At 62.9% G+C, this 15,800-nt stretch carries 17 protein-coding genes and 1 pseudogene; 13 read left to right on the top strand and 5 right to left on the bottom strand.

Going from position 1 to position 15,800, the window contains the following annotated elements; all coding sequences use genetic code 11:
- Nucleotides 1-36: 36 nt before the first annotated feature.
- The 3 genes from AX703_RS16495 to AX703_RS16485 are packed head-to-tail and all read left to right on the top strand — an operon-like array spanning nt 37 to nt 2,019.
- The gene (locus AX703_RS16495) at nt 37-1,011 is read left to right on the top strand and encodes a DUF6607 family protein (RefSeq protein ID WP_062345614.1); all 975 of its coding nucleotides are present in this window, start codon (nt 37-39) and stop codon (nt 1,009-1,011) included.
- A 27-nt stretch (nt 1,012-1,038) separates the two neighbouring features.
- A complete protein-coding gene (locus AX703_RS16490) occupies nt 1,039-1,509 on the top strand; it encodes a hypothetical protein (RefSeq protein ID WP_062345612.1) in 471 nt (156 codons plus the stop codon).
- A 51-nt stretch (nt 1,510-1,560) separates the two neighbouring features.
- Nucleotides 1,561-2,019, top strand: coding sequence for a hypothetical protein (locus AX703_RS16485; RefSeq protein ID WP_062345610.1), 459 nt, complete (start codon nt 1,561-1,563; stop codon nt 2,017-2,019).
- 488 nt (nt 2,020-2,507) lie between these two features.
- On the opposite strand, the gene AX703_RS16480 is transcribed toward AX703_RS16485, so the two are convergent.
- Genes AX703_RS16480 through AX703_RS16470 form a run of 3 tightly spaced genes read right to left on the bottom strand, consistent with a single transcriptional unit; the run spans nt 2,508 to nt 5,966 of the window.
- Nucleotides 2,508-4,646 (bottom strand): TonB-dependent siderophore receptor, encoded by a 2,139-nt coding sequence (locus AX703_RS16480; RefSeq protein ID WP_062345609.1) that lies wholly within the window; start codon nt 4,644-4,646, stop codon nt 2,508-2,510.
- A gap of 28 nt (nt 4,647-4,674) precedes the next feature.
- Nucleotides 4,675-4,857 carry a hypothetical protein gene (locus tag AX703_RS16475; RefSeq protein WP_062345606.1) on the bottom strand — a complete coding sequence of 61 codons (183 nt, stop codon included), beginning with the start codon at nt 4,855-4,857 and terminating at the stop codon, nt 4,675-4,677.
- Entirely contained in the window at nt 4,854-5,966 is a 1,113-nt protein-coding gene (locus AX703_RS16470) for a PepSY domain-containing protein (protein WP_062345605.1), read from the bottom strand. The genes AX703_RS16475 and AX703_RS16470 overlap by 4 nt, the downstream gene beginning before the upstream one ends.
- Before the next feature lie 340 nt (nt 5,967-6,306).
- Here AX703_RS16470 and AX703_RS26775 point away from each other — a divergent pair.
- Both AX703_RS26775 and AX703_RS16465 read left to right on the top strand, forming a co-directional pair.
- Nucleotides 6,307-6,516: pseudogene (locus AX703_RS26775) on the top strand (oxidoreductase C-terminal domain-containing protein); the annotation flags it as partial.
- A 138-nt stretch (nt 6,517-6,654) separates the two neighbouring features.
- The gene (locus AX703_RS16465) at nt 6,655-7,449 is read left to right on the top strand and encodes a lytic transglycosylase domain-containing protein (RefSeq protein WP_062345598.1); all 795 of its coding nucleotides are present in this window, start codon (nt 6,655-6,657) and stop codon (nt 7,447-7,449) included.
- A 248-nt stretch (nt 7,450-7,697) separates the two neighbouring features.
- Here AX703_RS16465 and AX703_RS16460 read toward each other — a convergent pair whose 3' ends face one another.
- On the bottom strand, nt 7,698-8,204 hold the full coding sequence (locus AX703_RS16460; RefSeq protein ID WP_231735580.1) for a hypothetical protein: 507 nt from the start codon (nt 8,202-8,204) through the stop codon (nt 7,698-7,700).
- Nucleotides 8,205-8,308: 104 nt separating this feature from the next.
- On the bottom strand, nt 8,309-8,668 hold the full coding sequence (locus AX703_RS16455) for a hypothetical protein (protein WP_062345594.1): 360 nt from the start codon (nt 8,666-8,668) through the stop codon (nt 8,309-8,311).
- 336 nt (nt 8,669-9,004) lie between these two features.
- Here AX703_RS16455 and AX703_RS16450 point away from each other — a divergent pair, with 336 nt between their 5' ends.
- The 8 genes from AX703_RS16450 (at nt 9,005) to AX703_RS16415 (ending at nt 15,793) form a co-directional block, all read left to right on the top strand.
- Nucleotides 9,005-9,319: a hypothetical protein gene (locus AX703_RS16450; RefSeq protein WP_062345592.1), complete on the top strand. Its 315-nt coding sequence runs from the start codon at nt 9,005-9,007 to the stop codon at nt 9,317-9,319.
- 74 nt (nt 9,320-9,393) lie between these two features.
- Nucleotides 9,394-9,678 carry a type IV conjugative transfer system protein TraL gene (gene traL / locus AX703_RS16445; protein ID WP_062345589.1) on the top strand — a complete coding sequence of 95 codons (285 nt, stop codon included), beginning with the start codon at nt 9,394-9,396 and terminating at the stop codon, nt 9,676-9,678.
- A gap of 1 nt (nt 9,679) precedes the next feature.
- Entirely contained in the window at nt 9,680-10,246 is a 567-nt protein-coding gene (locus AX703_RS16440; RefSeq protein ID WP_062345587.1) for a type IV conjugative transfer system protein TraE, read from the top strand.
- The gene (locus AX703_RS16435; RefSeq protein WP_062345585.1) at nt 10,246-11,040 is read left to right on the top strand and encodes a type-F conjugative transfer system secretin TraK; all 795 of its coding nucleotides are present in this window, start codon (nt 10,246-10,248) and stop codon (nt 11,038-11,040) included. Before AX703_RS16440 ends, AX703_RS16435 begins: the two co-directional genes overlap by 1 nt.
- Nucleotides 11,040-12,419, top strand: coding sequence for a TraB/VirB10 family protein (locus AX703_RS16430; protein WP_062345583.1), 1,380 nt, complete (start codon nt 11,040-11,042; stop codon nt 12,417-12,419). The genes AX703_RS16435 and AX703_RS16430 overlap by 1 nt, the downstream gene beginning before the upstream one ends.
- A 10-nt stretch (nt 12,420-12,429) precedes the next feature.
- Complete coding sequence (locus AX703_RS16425) at nt 12,430-13,320, top strand: DsbC family protein (RefSeq protein WP_197423743.1); 891 nt, start codon at nt 12,430-12,432, stop codon at nt 13,318-13,320.
- Nucleotides 13,317-14,471 carry a hypothetical protein gene (locus AX703_RS16420; RefSeq protein WP_062345689.1) on the top strand — a complete coding sequence of 385 codons (1,155 nt, stop codon included), beginning with the start codon at nt 13,317-13,319 and terminating at the stop codon, nt 14,469-14,471. Before AX703_RS16425 ends, AX703_RS16420 begins: the two co-directional genes overlap by 4 nt.
- A gap of 5 nt (nt 14,472-14,476) precedes the next feature.
- Nucleotides 14,477-15,793, top strand: coding sequence for a DUF5934 domain-containing protein (locus AX703_RS16415; RefSeq protein ID WP_231735579.1), 1,317 nt, complete (start codon nt 14,477-14,479; stop codon nt 15,791-15,793).
- Nucleotides 15,794-15,800 lie beyond the last annotated feature (7 nt).

The following is a 15,800-nucleotide window of genomic DNA, read 5'->3' as shown; positions in this document are numbered from 1 at the left end:
AGCTACCGCTTCTGATTCAACAGGGAGGGAAAACCCATGAACCATATCAAGACCATCATCGGTGCAAGCCTTCTGGCGCTCGCCTGCGCCGCCAGCCCCGCGCTCGCCAATCCGCCGATCGCAGCCGAACAGGCAGCGGCCAGCTTCCAGCAGGACCGCGCCAACATCCTTGCCATGGCCGGTAACTTCAAGGTCCGCTTCGACATGCAGGAATCGACCCGCTGGGACGCCGCCTATACGCCGCTTGATCGCAAGATTTCTGGCGGCAACGAAGTGGTGCGGTTGATCGAGGATACCGACCGTAAAATTGAACTCCAGCACCTCCTCGTGATCGAGCAGGACGGCAAGACCAGCATCATCAAGCACTGGCGGCAGGACTGGGAATTTGAGCCTGCTCGCGTCCTCGTCTATTCGGACACGAACACCTGGAAATGGGAGGACGTGCCCGAAAAGATGCGCACCGGTCGCTGGTCGCAGACGGTCTGGCAGGTCGACGATTCTCCCCGATATGGTGGTTGGGGCCAGTTCGAGACACAGGGCGGCGTGCGGCGCTGGCGCTCCAACTGGACCTGGCGCCCGCTCGCCCGGCGCGATGCGGTGCAGCATCCGGTCTATGACCGCTATCTGTCGATCAACCGACATCAGACCGGCCCGGATGGCTGGATTCACTGGCAGGACAACACCAAGCTCGGACACAAGGATGGCACGCTCGCGCCGATCGTCCAGGAATATGTCCTCAACACCTATACGAAGTTCGACGGCTACAATGTGAAGGCCGCCGACGATTATTGGGCCGCCACCAAGGACTACTGGGCGGCAGTCCGCGCCGAATGGGACCGCATCGCCAATGAGAAGGGCGGGATCGGCATCCAGGAGGAAGCCGAGACCGGAACGGTGATCAGCGCCCGGCTGATGCAACTGGCCGATGACATTCAGGCCAAACGGACGACGACCGCCAAGGCCATCGGTGAAGCCCGCAAGCTGATCGGCGACAATACCCGCCGTCTTTGATCGAACGATACAGAAGAGGAGCCTGCCATGTATGACTATCTGGACCGTCCCGTTACCAGTCTCGATCATGGCGGGCGCTTTCTCGTCTGGTCGACGCGCAGCTGGGTCAAGGCGGTCGGCGAACGCCAGTGCCCAGCGAGCGCTATTGCGCGCGCGTTCGACAAATGGAACATGGTGGCCGGCCTCCAGCCATTTCTGCGCATGATGGCGCTGTTCAACCGGCATGGGCTGGAGAATTTTCAGTTCTGTGCCCTACAGTGTAACCACGTTTCCGAACATGAAGCGATTATCATTGCGCTCGTATCGGCGAGCCGAGGCAATGGCCGCATTCCCGTGCGTGGCACGCTCGACCTGCTAGTCGAAGAGGACGCCGTCGGTGACCTCTTCGCTAGCATTGCCAGCCTGGGGCAGGCGATGGCGCTGGCCGGCCTTGTTCCGGTGCGAACTGGGGCAGATGCCGATGAAATTGAAGGCAAGCCCGAGACCCCGATGCCGTGACCGCCGACTGCGGTTCTGGCCACGATCTCCTTTCAGTCAGGCGGCAACACCATGATAGCGGTCGAGATTCCACGGCAGGCTTCGTTTCCGGGATGGCCTGAATATGTCATTGTGCGCATGCTGCGGCGATGGACGGTTTGTCGCGACATGGATTTGTCTGCCATGCCATTGATGGTGGACCTGGCAAGCGAACTCGGGGCGACTCCGCAAGTGGCCGTGGTTCTGGCGAGCCTGTTCCAGCTCACGGAAGGAGCGATCGGCCGCCCGCTCCAAACGAAACGCTGCTGCTCCAAGGAGTTCACCTGCGACGAACGTGCAGTCCTGCTCTTGCTCACCTTCGCGCCGGCCGCCGCTTCGATTTATACATCGGTGGTGGTTCCGCACGGCTTGGAAGGTCCACTCGCCTGTGCGGTCACCAGTGTTCGCATGGCGCTTCGAGCCGATCTTGTGGGGTTGGCGCCGCCAGCAGGTTGGCCGTTTTTTCCGCCAAGCGCACGACGATTGGCCTGAATAACCGCGCGTGTGAAGGCACGCATTTGATCTGCCCCTTCTTGGTGGCCCAAAATCTGTTTGAAATTTGGCCATGAATGAGGAATGGAATGGCGAGGAAGCGGAAGCCTGAGGAGATTGTCGGTAAGCTGCGCGATTGCACTGCCATTCGGCGCGGCCCGACCCGACAAGGTGCCGCCGAGGAGCTGCTCGGTCATGACTCCTGCGTTAGGAAGGCAATAGCGCCGCCAGACACTTCTCTGAACAGGTATGGACGCATGGTTCAGCGTCTATAAGTCTCCATCATAGGTCCAAGCATCGCCATCGATACCCAAGCTGGCCTGGCGATGATATTCGCCCGTGAGCGAAGCGCCCAAGCCCTATGCGACGGGGGGCGAAGTATAGGCTGTGCGTCCTGCCGGCCGCGTGTCGAGCGCCAAATGGGCTTTGTGTTGCTTCTACAGGGAAAGTGCGGACGATCCGTTGCAGGGCCGCCCGCACCTTCGTGATCAGAAATCGATAGACGCACTGGCCTTGAAGGTACGCGGCTGCCCTTGAAGCAGCGCTGCCGAAAAGACATCAAAGGCCGACGCCCAATAACGCTTGTTCGCGACGTTATCGACAGTGAAGCGCAACGTGACCGGCTTGTCCGCAGCCACGAATACATAGCGAGCGCCGAGGTCGAACCGGGTCCAACCCGGAATTTCCAGCGTGTTGGCGACATTGACCGCCTGTTTGCCCGTGTGCATCACACGCCCGGTCAGCGTCAGTCCAGTGGCGGCAACGTCCCATTCCAGGCCAGCGTTTGCCGTCCATTCGGGCACGCCAACCGCGCGGTTGCCCTCGTTTACGCCACCGCTGGTCCGCTTGAGCTTGGCATCAACCACGGAAGCGCCGCCGATCAACCGCACGCCCTTGACCGGCTCGCCGTTGATTGTGAATTCGACGCCTTCGTTGCGCTGCTGGCCGAACAGGCCGAACCGCTTCTTACCGCCCCCGATATCGACCGAGTAGCCCACTGGCAGGTCGATGCGGAACAGCGAGAGGCCGATATCAAAAGTGCCGACGCGGAGCTTGCCGCCCACTTCGTACTGGGTCGATTTGATCGGCGCGAAGACCGCACCCGAATTGACGACGGTCGCATCGATCGGCGCGCTTGGGCCCTGTTGCAGTGCCTCGATGCGGTTGGCGAACAGCGAAAAGCCCGGCACGGGCTTTACGACCAGGCCGACCACCGGGGTTGCAGCGGACTTGCTGTAGGTCCCGTCGAGCGCGCCGCCATTATAGTAGTTGTAGCTCTTGACCTGGATGTCTTGCAGACGGAGCCCGCCGGTCATGAGAACGCGATTGTCCCAGAAACCGATGGTATCTGACGCGAAAGCCGAAAGCAGGCGCGTGCGACTGACCGGGAAGGGATTGTTCAGATTGCCGCCAACAAACGCAGAACTGGGAATGGCAGCAGAGGGCGTATTGTAGAGATTGGTGGCAAATCCGGCGAAGCCGGGGCCGTAGAGGAAGTCGAAGGCATTACGATTGACCTGCCAGATCGCGCTGCCACCGAAGTTGATCTCCTGCGTCACCGCGCTGCCCAGCTTTACGCGCAGGCCGGCCTCGACGGCCTCATTGTTGTCGGTGCGCGGCACATAGAGCGCATTGCCATTAGCCGCACCGGTCGACGCATTGGTCACGGTGATGCCGCCATAGATTCCCTCTTCGCTGCCGTCGCGCGCGCCGCCGGTTGCGTAGAACATCGCATGCTCGCCAAGGTCCTGTTCGAAGCGGACGACGCCGAACACGTCGCGCAAGGTCGTGTAGGTCCAGGGTTGCGCATAATTGGCATCCGCAGCCGGAACTGCGGGTTTGGTTGTGGTGCCGAGCGTTACCTTGGGGCGCAGTCCCTTGACCTCCACTTTCTGGTAGCCGAGATCCAGGAACAGCCGGGTGTTGTCATCGCGCCAGTCGAATGCAGCACCAAGAGCCGCAGTCCGACGAAACTCGCCGTCTACCGAAACGTCTCCGCTGCGAAATGCACCGTTGATACGAACGCCAAACGCGTCGCCTTCACCAAAGCGGCGCGAGATGTCCACGCTGCCGCCGAAATGCGCGTCAGACGTATAGCCCAAGGTGACGCGGTTGAGCGGTTTGCCATGCGCCCGCTTGAGCTGCAGATTAACGGCGCCACCGACCGATGAACCGCCCGGTGCGGCACCATTGAGAAAAGCCGAAGCACCGTTGAGTACCTGGACGCTCTCGAACAGTTCGGGCGCGATAAGCTGACGCGGTGCAATGCCATAAAGCCCGTTCAACCCGACGTCGTCGCCGTAAAGTGCGAAGCCGCGAATCACGAACTGCTCCGCCGCATTGCCGAAGCCATAGCTGGTGCGGACGGTGGGATCGTTCTCCAGCACTTGTCCCAGCGTCTGCGGCTGCTGGTTGAGGATGATCGCCTCGTTGTACGAGCGCACCGTGAACGGCACGTTCTCGGCCTTCTGATTGCCGAGCGCGCCAAGGTCGCCTTCGCCGGTAACGGCGGTGGCGTTGGTGCGCTGTGCTGTCACCACGATCTCTCCCGGTGCGGTCTGGGCAATTGCCGAACTGAAGGGAGCACCCGCCAGCGCGGTGGCTGCAAGGAGGAAAGAGCGTTTCATATCTTCACCTTCTCACGAGAGGCGCGCGTCATGAGCGGCGCGCCCAGTGGGTTAGAAAAAGGATCAGGGGCAGAGCGAGCAGCAGCACGGCAAACACATCGCGCCAGCCATCGCCGGTAAGTCCCAGAAGCAGTCCGGCGATGGACAGCACGGCAAGGGCCAGAGGCTTTGCCAGCACAGACAGCGCACTGCGTGGTTGCTGTCGCTTCATGCGCGCCTCCCGCGCTTGCCCCACCACAGCACCAGGCCGGACCACAGCGCGCGGATCGTTGCCAGATCGAGTAAGGCCCAGGCCAGCTTGAGGCCCAATCCGCCGTAGTCGCCAAAGTGCAGCGGGCGCGACAGCATCAATGCCTGCATAAACAAGGGCATCGTGCCCACCTGCGTCAGTTGCCCGCTCGACGCATCAACCAATACGGGGGACAGGATGTGCTTTGTCAGCGGCGTGTCGCCCTGAAAGAAAATCGCGTAATGGTGCGGAGATGACCACGCCCCACCGGGGAAACCGATGAACTGGGGCATGAGGCCTGGCTCAGTAGCCTGTGCAACCGCCACCGCGCGGTCGCTGGAGCCGTAGCGAGACGGCTCCAGCGGCGGCTGCCCGCGATAGCCCACGACCATTTGGCTCAGTTCGCCCTGCCGCCACATCAAGGTGAGCGGATCGGCAAACGCGTTGATCGCACCGGTCAGGCCGATGGCAAACGCCCAGCCAAGCGTGACCACGCCCAGCAAGTTGTGTTCATCCAGCAGGCGCACGCGTGCAGAGCGGTCACGCCGTAGCGTCCCGAATTCCAGCCGACGCATGAACGGCGCGTAGAGGACCACTCCGGAGACAATCGCGACGATGAAGATCAGCCCCATCAGGCCTAGAAACAGCATCCCCGGCAGGCCGAGCAGCATATCGGTGTGGAGTTTCAGCAGCAGGCTCATCACGCCATCGTCGCGCACTTCACCCACGGCTTGTCCGGTAGCCCGATCATAGGAGAAGAGCCGCATTTCGTTAGAGGTTGCGGCTGCGCGTGGACCGACGGTGACGGTTATCACCGGGTTGTCCGGGCTGAAGCCGATGAACAGCGGCACACCTTGCTCGCCTGCCGCCTGCCGATAATCATCCAGCGCGTGCGCAACCATGGCATCAATGGGTTTGCCTGCCCGCGCAGAGGGGGCGCCGACCAATTTTCGCTCACCCCCCAGCGCATCGATTTCATCATGGAAAATCAACGGCAGGCCGGTGATGCATAGTAGGAACAGAAACAGTGTGCAGACGAGACTGCTCCACTTGTGAGCCCATGCCCACGATCTGATTCTTTCTGCTCTCATGAATTACGCAGCTAAGTGGTGACAGGGCCTCCGTCAATGCGAAGCATTAGCATTTAGAAACGCTTGATGGATCGAAATCTGACGCTGCTCAGCGCCGCATTCCAACCTCCAACAACCAGCCGAACAGGGTTTTGAACTCATCACTATAACATAATATTCAATGAGTTATGGATCAGATGAGGTTCGATGCCGGTCGCCTCTCCACCGCCACACAGTCTAATAAGTTGGATGCCTATCGGCGGATCGTGCAATTAGATAATTGGGGGCATGTACGACAACCGGGATTAGCTTAACTTAGCCGTAAACCTGTCCAAGAAGGCGGGACCACCTCAGCGACCGGTGGTTCTGGTCGAACCGGTACGGCCTTAAGCTGTAGACCGTCGGGCTGTCATCGGGTCATGATGCCACGGTGCTGCGCGGCGATCCGGCGCAGCGCAGCTTTTGGGTGCTCTATATCAAGCAGGGCAAGCTGATTGAAGAAGACGCGGCAATCGCGCCCGAAGATCTGGCCAATGCCAGCCGTCCGTTAAAGGAACTACCGCGAGTCTGAGCGCTGGAGCGCTTTATCGGACAAGGCGATGCGGTTCTTCCGAAACGGGACCAACACGGCGGATTGACAGCCGAAGTCGCTTCTGATGTCCTGATCAGGCGCAATTCACACCGCCAAGCACGTCACGGGAGACGTGAGATGCGAACCACAATTCTTGCCATTTGCGCCATTGGGCTTTGCTTGGATTCGTCGAAGAGTTCGGCCCGAGAGGCTGAGCTCTTGCGCTTTCCAGATGCGCCTATCGGCCTGGAGCCACAAATGCCGGGGGTTCCCCCGCTCGCCATTGTGCAGCAGATGGAAAATGTAGTCCGCACTCCCGTCGAATCGAACCGATCGGTTGCACCTCTCTTCGCATCAGGGAATGCGTGCGAGGACTATAGCTACACGCCCACATATTGGCTCTCCACCAAAACCGAGCGCCGCCGCGCTATCTATCTTCCGTTCGTAGTCGCAATAGCTTGTGAGTTCGGCCTCCCGGCCCGCCTGTTGGACGTCGTCGTCGCCCAGGAATCCGGATATAACCCCAGAGCCATAAGCTCTGCGGGTGCAATGGGCATGATGCAAATCATGCCCGGTACCGCCCGTTCATTGGGGCTCGTATATCCGTGGGATCCAATCGCGAACATTCGCGCTGGCGCTCGCTATCTGCGAGATCAGAAGGACCGGTTTGGACGCATGGACTTGGCTTTAGCGGCCTACAACGCGGGACCTGAACGGAAGTCGCTCAATGCAGGTTACATTCCTGCAATCCCGGAAACGCTGGGCTACGTGCGCACGATAACAACGAACTGGGCAAGGCTTGCTGCCGATACGCCTGTCGATATGAGTGCAGAGGCCAGAGCCAGCGCCGCGACTCTCGCGATGAGAACGGCCGGGTACCGGGAGGTCGATCTGTCCATTTACAGCGGAATGAATGCCGCAAACCCGATATAATGAGCGTACAACACTGCGATCGCCAGAATACTCGGAAACCCCAGGAAGTACGCAAGCTGGAAGTGCAACCACGCGCGCGGCGACCATAGGATCCACCCGGCTACCGACTTGCGCGGTGGAGCGAGCACCCCCGTTCGAACATCGTAGCACGTCTTGAGCGCGGCACAGGCCGAGCAGATCGCGGCGAGCAGGGCCACGGCACTGTATAGCTTTTGCCACGCAAGAATGGTCTCTGGCGTCATTCGCACTCAGGCTTGCAGGGTCTGGTCGTTTTGCATGACCCGCTCCTGATGCGAAAGAAGCAGATCATAGGCACGACGAGCGGCCTCGTGGATGATCGCCGGCCGCAGGTCGACCTCGATCGAGCCGCGTCGGCAGGTCATGACCTCAAGATAGAAGCTCTTGAGACTTTCGGTGGCGAGGAACACGGCCTGGTTGGCGTAGGCGTCAGGATCGTGCAGCAAGGCTACGCTGATCTTGGCTCTAACGTGATCCATCCCGAGTTCGTTGAATATCCGGTCGCGCAAGCCTTCCGGAAGCGGATTGGTCTTTTTCAGGATCTTGTGCAGCCTGGGCCGAGGCATCCGCATCCGGTCTGCAAGATGCGCGGGCGGAATGCCCTGCCGGGCGAGTTCGGCGTTGATCAACTGCTTGTATTGGTCCTGTTCCCCAAGCGCCGGGTTCGGATTGGCAAAGAGAAAGACCGGTTCCGTCTCCGGATCAGTGCTCGGCTTAAAGACCGTCTCAGGCGTCAAGTTCCTGTGAGGCATGTTCCATCCCTCCCAAAGCAAAACGTCTATGGGATGGCATAGCCTGTCAAGAGTCTTAAGAAGCGCGTAACTTTGCTCCGGAGCTCTACCTAGATCAGTTTGTGGCGTTCGGCGAGGTAAGCCGCGAATGGCACGAGGATCTTATCAATGCCCTGTTTCTCTCTGATCCTCTTCACCTTAACGCGCAGTGCATCGTAGTCGGCCGACCACTTCGGCGTGACCTCAAGCCACACGGCGATGTCGCCGTCGATAGCGAATTCGCTGAGGAAGAGGTCCACCTCCTCCCTAGAAATCCCGTGGGATTTAAGGCGTTCACAGGCCCTTTGCACCGTCATTCGCATCGTCTGGAAGCGCCCGGTCCGCTTGGAGTAGGCGCACATCACATCGGCCAGCAGATCGAAGCACTGCTGGCTCAGGTGAATCCTGACATTGCGGTTGCCTGCGGCCATAGGTGGATCATCCAGGACATGTCTTGCCCCGCATAATGGCCCGGAATCGTAAATTTTGCGAATCCGGCGACTGCGGACCGAGTCGCAGCGCTTGTTTCCTCCACCGGGAATTCCAATTCCTTCTCGGGCAAAAACAATTCCCGCAGCGGGAAAAGCAGTTCCCGCAAAGGGAATTCCGTTTCCCCAACAGGGAAACAAACACGGCCCCTGATTGCCGCTTCCGGAAATCTTTCGATTCGTACGGCGGCCTCAACCACCTGTTAATTGCTCCCATCTGCGCACCTCTGTTCATTCTGAAGGCCGTGAATGACGCGGCTTTTGGAAAAAGGACGAGAGATGAAACGCACCACACAAGGGAAGGGGCAGACCCTGCTCCAGGGCGCGGCGGTCGTCGCCGTCGCGGCCGTTTTCGGCAGCGAGGTCGCGATGGCCGGCGCTGACGCAACCTTCAACACGGCGCTTACCGCCTTCACCGGCTTCCTCGAAGGCTCGGGCGGCAAGATCATCACCGTGCTCAGCCTTGCTGGCGGCATCGTCGGCCTTGCTTCGGGCCGCTTCAGCCTGGCGCAGGTCGCCATTCCGGTCGGTGTCGGTGTCGGCGCGGGAACCGGCGTGCCGATCGTCACCGCCGCAGTCACCGCAACGATCTGACCCCAAGCGGTCCCCCTCCGGCCTCGCTCTCGAAACGAGGACTGGTCGGACAAACTGGAGGGCGGTGTCGTCTCATGAATCGCTATACGGTTCCCGCGCATCTCGATGATCCCGAGCTCATCGGCTTTTGGACGCTCGATGAGTTTCTCGCGATGATCTTGCCCTTCGCGTGGGGGATCCTGTCTCAACATATTCTGATTGGGATTTCAGCAAGCGTGCTGGCCTGGTGGGGATTGCGCAAGTTGAAGGCGGGACGCGCCGTCTCGTGGATCATTCATTCGGCCTACTGGTACCTGCCTGGTGCCTTCATGGGCCTCAAGGCGACCCCGCCCTCCCATCTTCGACTGATGGCGGGCTGATATGGACCTCTCGATTTCCCACGGCCAGGCGCAGCGGCTTTTGAAGCAGCGCAACCTCTTGGCGATCACGGCAACTGGGCTGTTCGGCCTGAGCGTGCTGCTGACCCTGACCGCGGCGCACCGCGACCGCGAGGTGGTGCTGCAGCCGGTGCTGGCAAAGCCGCTGACGCTATCCTCCAGCCACGTCGACAAGGACTATCTCGAGCTGGTGACGCGCGATGCCGCGCTCCTCACGCTCAACCGCTCGCCGTCCAACCTCCAGTACTGGATGGATTCGATCCTCGCCATCACCGATCCCAGGACCCACGGCCGGATGAAGGCCGAGCTCATGAAGATATTCAATGAGCAGAACGGCTCGAGCGTCTCGCAGTATTTTACCATCGAGCAGCTGAGCGTCGATCCGGATGCCGGCTCCAAGGAAGTGACCGCCGAGGCGCGGACCTTCCGCTTCGTGTGGAGCTACTCGGGCGTCAGCCTCAAGCTCGCCGGGTTCGGGCGCGTCACCAAGGATGGCGCGGGTGCCGAGAGCGGCAAGACCAGCAACAAAATCGATGGGGGAGAGGGGTGATGGCCCAGCTTGGATGGGGCGCGATTGGGGTGGGCGCAGTGCTTGCCGGCAGGCCCTATGCGATTACCGGGCGCCCGGTGGGCGCGGCGCTCATCTGCCTTGGCGCGCTGTGCCTTGCTGCTCCCGCCATGGCCGACCAGAGCATTCCTGCCGCTGACAACGGCACGGTTGCCTGCGTCGCCTCGGCGAAGGATTTGACCCGGATCAGCCTTGCCGGCAACCAGTTCGCCGCAGTCTCGAAGATCAGCACGGGCAACCCGGCCGAGGACTTCAAGATCGTCAACGAGCCGGTGCGCGGCGACATCTACCTCTCGGTCCCCGACGGCTTTGCGAGGAGCAACCTCTCGTTCTTCGGCACGACCCGCAAGGGCTACGTCTACAAGTTCGTCTGCCAGGTTCGCGGGAATGACGCCGAGCAGGTCTTCGTCACCAATACCGCGATCAAGGCGGAAGCCGCACGCGACTGGGAAGTGCGAAGTTCGCCCGAGGACAGCGCGGTCCGCCTTGCCCAGGCGATGTACCGCAGCGAGACCATCGAGGGCTTCGAGGTGCGCCAGGACGTGCTCGAGCCGGTGACGGTCGGAAAGCTCGAGGTCCAGCAGGTCGGTGAATACCGCGGCGCCGACCTCAAGGGCCTGGTCCTGCGCGTCCGCAACACCGGCCGCGACGCGCTGGCCCTCGACGAGAACATGCTCGCTGCCAAGGGCGCGGTCGCCTTCATGACCCCGGTCAGCGAGCTCGCGCCGGGCCAAGCCGCCGCCGTCTACCTCATCCAGTCGAATGGAGACCGCTGATGGATTGGAAGAACCCGTTCCGCAAAGGGCCCAAGGCGCTCGATGGGTCTGCCGGCGACATGGAAGGAAGTGATGCCTCGCCGCTCGGCGATGCGATCGTCGCCAACGAAGCGGTCAAGAAGAAGCAGATGCTGCTGCTCGGTGCTGGCGGGCTCGCCGCGCTGCTGATCGGCTCGACCTACATCTTCTCGGGCGACGGCAAGAGCAGCGACGCACACGTCAAAAAGGAAGTCGGCGACGTCTCGGTCGACGAGATGGTCAACAAGAACATGGCCGAGAAGGAGTGGCGCGCCCAGTCCGAAGCACAGATGATGGCAATGGACAATAACATGCGCGCTCTCGCTGCCCGCGCGCAGCGCGCCGACCAGCTCGAAGCGCAAATGGCTCAGAGCCAAGCGCAAGGAAGTGGGGTGTCGCCGGACACCGAGCGGGTTCTCTCCGCCTACCAGAACGAGAACGAGCAACTGAAAGCGGCGCTCGCGGCGGCGCGGCAGTCGCCGGTCATGGGCCAACCCGTGGTGGGTCCGGGCGCGACCCCGGTCGGACCCAACGCCATGTACGGGCGCACCAGTCCGCCAAGCTACCAGAGCGCGCAGGCAACCCCGGCGGGGCAAGCCGCGGCGGCCGCTGCGGGCCTACCGAGCGGGCGGAGCAGCGAGGTCAGCCTCGTCTCGTTTAGTGAGGGCGCGAGCGGGACCGGCAGTCCCGTGCCCAAGGGCAACACGGTCTACACCGACAGCGCCAACTACCTGCCGCCGAACTCGATCGCGGTCGCCAAGGTCATCGTCGGGGTCGATGCGGCCGCCGGCGTGCAGAGCCAAACCGATCCACTTCCCGTGGTCCTGCGCATCACCGGCCCGGCGCGCTCGGTCTATGACAATGGCCGCCTCCTCACCACCAATATTGCTGGATGCCTGGTCAACGGGGCGGCGCGCGGCGATCTTTCTTCCGAGAAGGTCTACGTCAAGCTGCAGCGAATGACCTGCCCGCAACCGAACGGCCGCTACGCGGTCTCGGACGTGAAGGGCTTCATCGCTTTTGGCGGCAAGACCGGGGTGAGGGGGCGCGTGGTGAGCCGCGAAGGCTCGCTCATCGGCCAGGCGTTCCTTGCGGGGCTCGCTGGCGGGTTCGGCCGCGGGTTCTCGGCCAACACCAATTCGATCCTTCAGGGCACCAACGTCAATGTGAACGGCCAGCGGCAGAAGCTTGGCGCCGGAGAGATCCTCCAGGGCGGGCTTGGCGAAGGCGTCGCGACCTCGGCCGACACCGTCTCCAAATACCTGATCGAGCGGGCCGAACAGTACCAGCCCGTGATCGAGATGCCGACCGGGATCGATGTCGAAATCGTGTTCCTCGAGGGCGTGTTCATCAACGGATGAGGAGGAAATCATGAAGTTGAAGTCACTGAGCTTGAAGTCACTGCACTGGGGCCCCGGCGCCCTTCGCAAACTGGCGATGCCGCTCGCGGCGATTGCGCTTGGCAGCGGGGGCTCGCTGGTCTGGGCGAATGCCAATGCCAATGCGCCGAACGCCCCATCGGAAACCGATCTTGCGGTGACCGCCGCGCTCAAGGAGCGCCTGCCGCGCACGCAGGTGAGCAGGGTCAATTGCCAGGTGGTTGACGGAGTCTGCGAGGTTACGGCGGGATCGCAGCTGTTCTACGTCGACAGGACCGCGCGATACCTCCTGATCGGGCGCGTCTACGACATGCAGACCCGCCAGGACCTGACCGCCGTGCGGCTGCTCGAGGTCAACCCCGACCTGCTGGTCGGCGGAGCTGCCGGAAGCAGGCAGGAAGCCCAGGAAGTCGAGACCCCCCGCCGCGGCGTCAGCACGCCATCGGCGAGCGGTGCCCCCCGGATGATGTCGCTCGCCGCACTGCCCGAGGCGGGCGGCATTGTCTGGGGAGCAAGCTCGGGCCCGACCGTCACCGTCTTCAGCGATTTTCGCTGCGGCTATTGCCGCGCGCTCTCGGGCGTTCTCGAGACGATGAATGTGCGGGTTATCGAGCGCCCGATCTCGGTGCTCGGCAGCCGCGACCTTGCCAACCAGGTGTTCTGCGCGCGTGACCGGCGCAAGGCGGTCAAGGCTGCCTATGCGGGCGCGCCGATCACCGACAGCCATGCCTGCGACACCTCGCCGCTCGATGCCAATGAACGTTTCGCCCGCGAGCAGGGCCTCGCCGGCACGCCGGTGATCGTCCGCTCGGACGGGGCCGTCATCGAGGGCTTCCGTCCGCGCGAGGTGCTCGAACAGTGGCTCAAGGGCGCCCGCTCGTGACCGCTCTGACCCCGAAACAGCTGTGCAGCCTCGAGCGAGCGGTGGCGCGCAAGTCGCGTGGGCAGGTCGCGCTGCCGCCGGTCGCGATCGACCGGGCCGAGGCGATCGCGCTGTGGCACGAGGTCGCATCGAGCTTCGGCAAGCCCGAAGGCCGGCTACTTGCGGCGCACGATCTCGATCGGCTCCGCCGCCGGGCCTGGCAGGTCTCGCATGGGCTTGCAGCGCTTAGCGAAACCAGCCTCAGCCTCGAAACGGGCCTTGCCTTCTGGCGCCTCGCCTTGCGCCTCGGCAAGCTCGCCGAGCGGCGCAAGGCAGGCGGCCTCGCGCGGGCAGCATCGGTCGCTGCGCTCGGTCTCGCCGCCACCCAGCTTGCGGCCTGCACCAGCCTGTTCGGCGGCAACATCAAGGGCAGCTTCGCGTGCAGCGCGCCGAACGGCACCTGCGCGCCCTCGACAGTGATCGACGACCAGGCGCTGTCGGTGATCCAGAACGCGCGGCCGATGACCCCAGGACAATCGCCAGCGGGCCCCTATATGCGCTCGCCCACTGCGGCGCGGCCAACAACCGCCGCCTACGTACCGACCGGAATGGGCCGCATCACGCCGGCGCAGGGCGGCATGGCCCACCGCGAACGCCGGGTTCTCCGCGTGGTGTTCCCGTCGTTCGTCGATGGCGGCGGCAATCTCCATGAGCCGCGGATCGTGCATGCGGTGGTCGATGATGGGGCCTGGATGCAGCTCTCAGGCAGCGAACCCACGGCGATCGACCAGATCGAGGGCCGCACGGCGAGCCTTGCCAGTGCGGCTTTCACCCCGCCGTCCTTGCCGGATGCGGCGATCCTGCCGAGTGACATGTCACCCGCGCCGGAGGCCAAGCCCGCACCTGCTGGACCGCCAAGTCCCGAAGCCGTAGAGGCCGCGCGGGCCAAGGGCGCAGCGCTGAAGGCAGGGAGCGCTATCGATGCGATCCGCGCCGAGGTGCAAAGCCGCCTCGCGCAAACGGCGAAGGCCCCTGGTGCCGTGACGCCGGTAGCCGCCCTGACGCCTAACGCGGCACAAGGTGCGGTACCTGCCGACGCGGTCAAACCCGCTCCTGTCACCGCAGCGCCTGTCAACGGGCCCGCTGCTTTCCCAGCCAAGGTCGGGGAGTAGGGCCGATGGCTTCGCGCGGGTTCTGGGACCGGTTCCTTGACATGGTGTTCGGCGAAAGTGCCCATCCCGAGGCGACACGGCCCGTCCTCGGCGCGCCGATGCTTTCGAACTGGCTGCCTTATCGCAGCTACGACAAGAAAAGCCGAATGTTCATCAACACGGAATCGCTCGGGTTCATCCTCGAACTCGCGCCGATGATGGGGGCGGATGAGCGCAGCGGCGAGATCCTGACCCAGTTCCTTTCCGACGCCGTGCCCCCCGGCTGCGAAATCCAGCTGATCCACTGGCAAAGCCCCTCGATCGGGGAACGTATCGCCGACTGGGTCATGCCCCGCGTCGTCGCCAAGGGCGTCTACGGCCGCGCCGCGACCCACCGCGCGCGCTGGCTGCGCCGGGCGGCCTGGATGTCGATATCGCGCGATGCGCCCTTTTACCTGCGCAACACCCGCGTGATCCTCTCGGTCGGCGCACGGCTCAGCGGCGGAATCGGCGCCGACGCGCTGGGCTCAGTTCGCGAGAGCCTGCACGGCACGCTCCAGGCGCTCTCGATCCCGGCGCGCGACGTCGGCCCGGTCGAACTGATCGCCTTCCTCGACGATTTCCTTTGCCCCGCGGTCGACAATGCCGACCGGCCCGAGCACTATTCCGAACTCGATCCGATCAACATCCAGTGCGTGCGCCACGACCTCGAGACCCAGGTCACGCCCGATCGCATCGTGCTTCAGACCGAGCGGTTCCGCCCGACGGGCGAAAACCAAGACGGCGCGCCGGTGATCGGCGAGGTCGTCCCCGACAAGTTCGACTGGCGCTTCTTCTCGGTCCGCAACCTGCCCAAGCAATGGGCGCCCTGGGACGTTCAGAAGATCATCGGCGACGTCATCAACGACAAGCTGCGCTTCGGCTGCAACGTCATGACCGTACTTGGCCTCGTCTTCCAGGATGAGGAGGCGGCGAGCTCGCGCGCCGGGCTAAAGGTCATGCGCACGACCAGCCTTGCCGACAGCCGCTCGGCCAGGTTCCTGCCCCAGCTCTCCGAGCAGCGCGACGAGTGGCAGTATGTGCAAGGACAGATGCGGCAGGGCCGAAAGCTCGCGCAGGTCTATTACGGGGTTGGCGCGCTCTCGCCGCTCGGCAAGGGCGACGTCAACGAGCGCATGGTGAAGTCGGTCTACAAGGCGTGCGGGTGGGACCTCATCGACGAGCGCTACCTCCAGGTCATGGGGCTGCTCGCGGCCATGCCGCTCTCATTCCCCAACGGCCTGTCGGCGGACCTTAGAGCCCGATCCGAAACTAAGTTGAGTGGTATCAGTGGGTTAGCTTGACGACCCG

The organism is Novosphingobium sp. CCH12-A3, from assembly GCF_001556015.1.
Lineage (GTDB): Bacteria > Pseudomonadota > Alphaproteobacteria > Sphingomonadales > Sphingomonadaceae > Novosphingobium > Novosphingobium subterraneum.
Note: the sequence above shows the minus strand (reverse complement) of the source record. Positions and strands in the feature narration are given on the sequence as shown.

Coding starts and splice junctions, on each gene's coding strand:
- AX703_RS16490 (WP_062345612.1), top strand. CDS start 1,039: ATGTATGACTATCTGGACCGTCCCGTTACCAGTCTCGATCATGGCGGG.
- AX703_RS16480 (WP_062345609.1), bottom strand. CDS start 4,646: ATGAAACGCTCTTTCCTCCTTGCAGCCACCGCGCTGGCGGGTGCTCCC.
- AX703_RS16450 (WP_062345592.1), top strand. CDS start 9,005: ATGAAACGCACCACACAAGGGAAGGGGCAGACCCTGCTCCAGGGCGCG.
- AX703_RS16435 (WP_062345585.1), top strand. CDS start 10,246: ATGGCCCAGCTTGGATGGGGCGCGATTGGGGTGGGCGCAGTGCTTGCC.
- AX703_RS16465 (WP_062345598.1), top strand. CDS start 6,655: ATGCGAACCACAATTCTTGCCATTTGCGCCATTGGGCTTTGCTTGGAT.
- AX703_RS16495 (WP_062345614.1), top strand. CDS start 37: ATGAACCATATCAAGACCATCATCGGTGCAAGCCTTCTGGCGCTCGCC.
- AX703_RS16430 (WP_062345583.1), top strand. CDS start 11,040: ATGGATTGGAAGAACCCGTTCCGCAAAGGGCCCAAGGCGCTCGATGGG.
- AX703_RS16415 (WP_231735579.1), top strand. CDS start 14,477: ATGGCTTCGCGCGGGTTCTGGGACCGGTTCCTTGACATGGTGTTCGGC.
- traL (WP_062345589.1), top strand. CDS start 9,394: ATGAATCGCTATACGGTTCCCGCGCATCTCGATGATCCCGAGCTCATC.
- AX703_RS16470 (WP_062345605.1), bottom strand. CDS start 5,966: ATGAGAGCAGAAAGAATCAGATCGTGGGCATGGGCTCACAAGTGGAGC.
- AX703_RS16475 (WP_062345606.1), bottom strand. CDS start 4,857: ATGAAGCGACAGCAACCACGCAGTGCGCTGTCTGTGCTGGCAAAGCCT.
- AX703_RS16425 (WP_197423743.1), top strand. CDS start 12,430: ATGAAGTTGAAGTCACTGAGCTTGAAGTCACTGCACTGGGGCCCCGGC.
- AX703_RS16455 (WP_062345594.1), bottom strand. CDS start 8,668: ATGGCCGCAGGCAACCGCAATGTCAGGATTCACCTGAGCCAGCAGTGC.
- AX703_RS16440 (WP_062345587.1), top strand. CDS start 9,680: ATGGACCTCTCGATTTCCCACGGCCAGGCGCAGCGGCTTTTGAAGCAG.
- AX703_RS16485 (WP_062345610.1), top strand. CDS start 1,561: ATGATAGCGGTCGAGATTCCACGGCAGGCTTCGTTTCCGGGATGGCCT.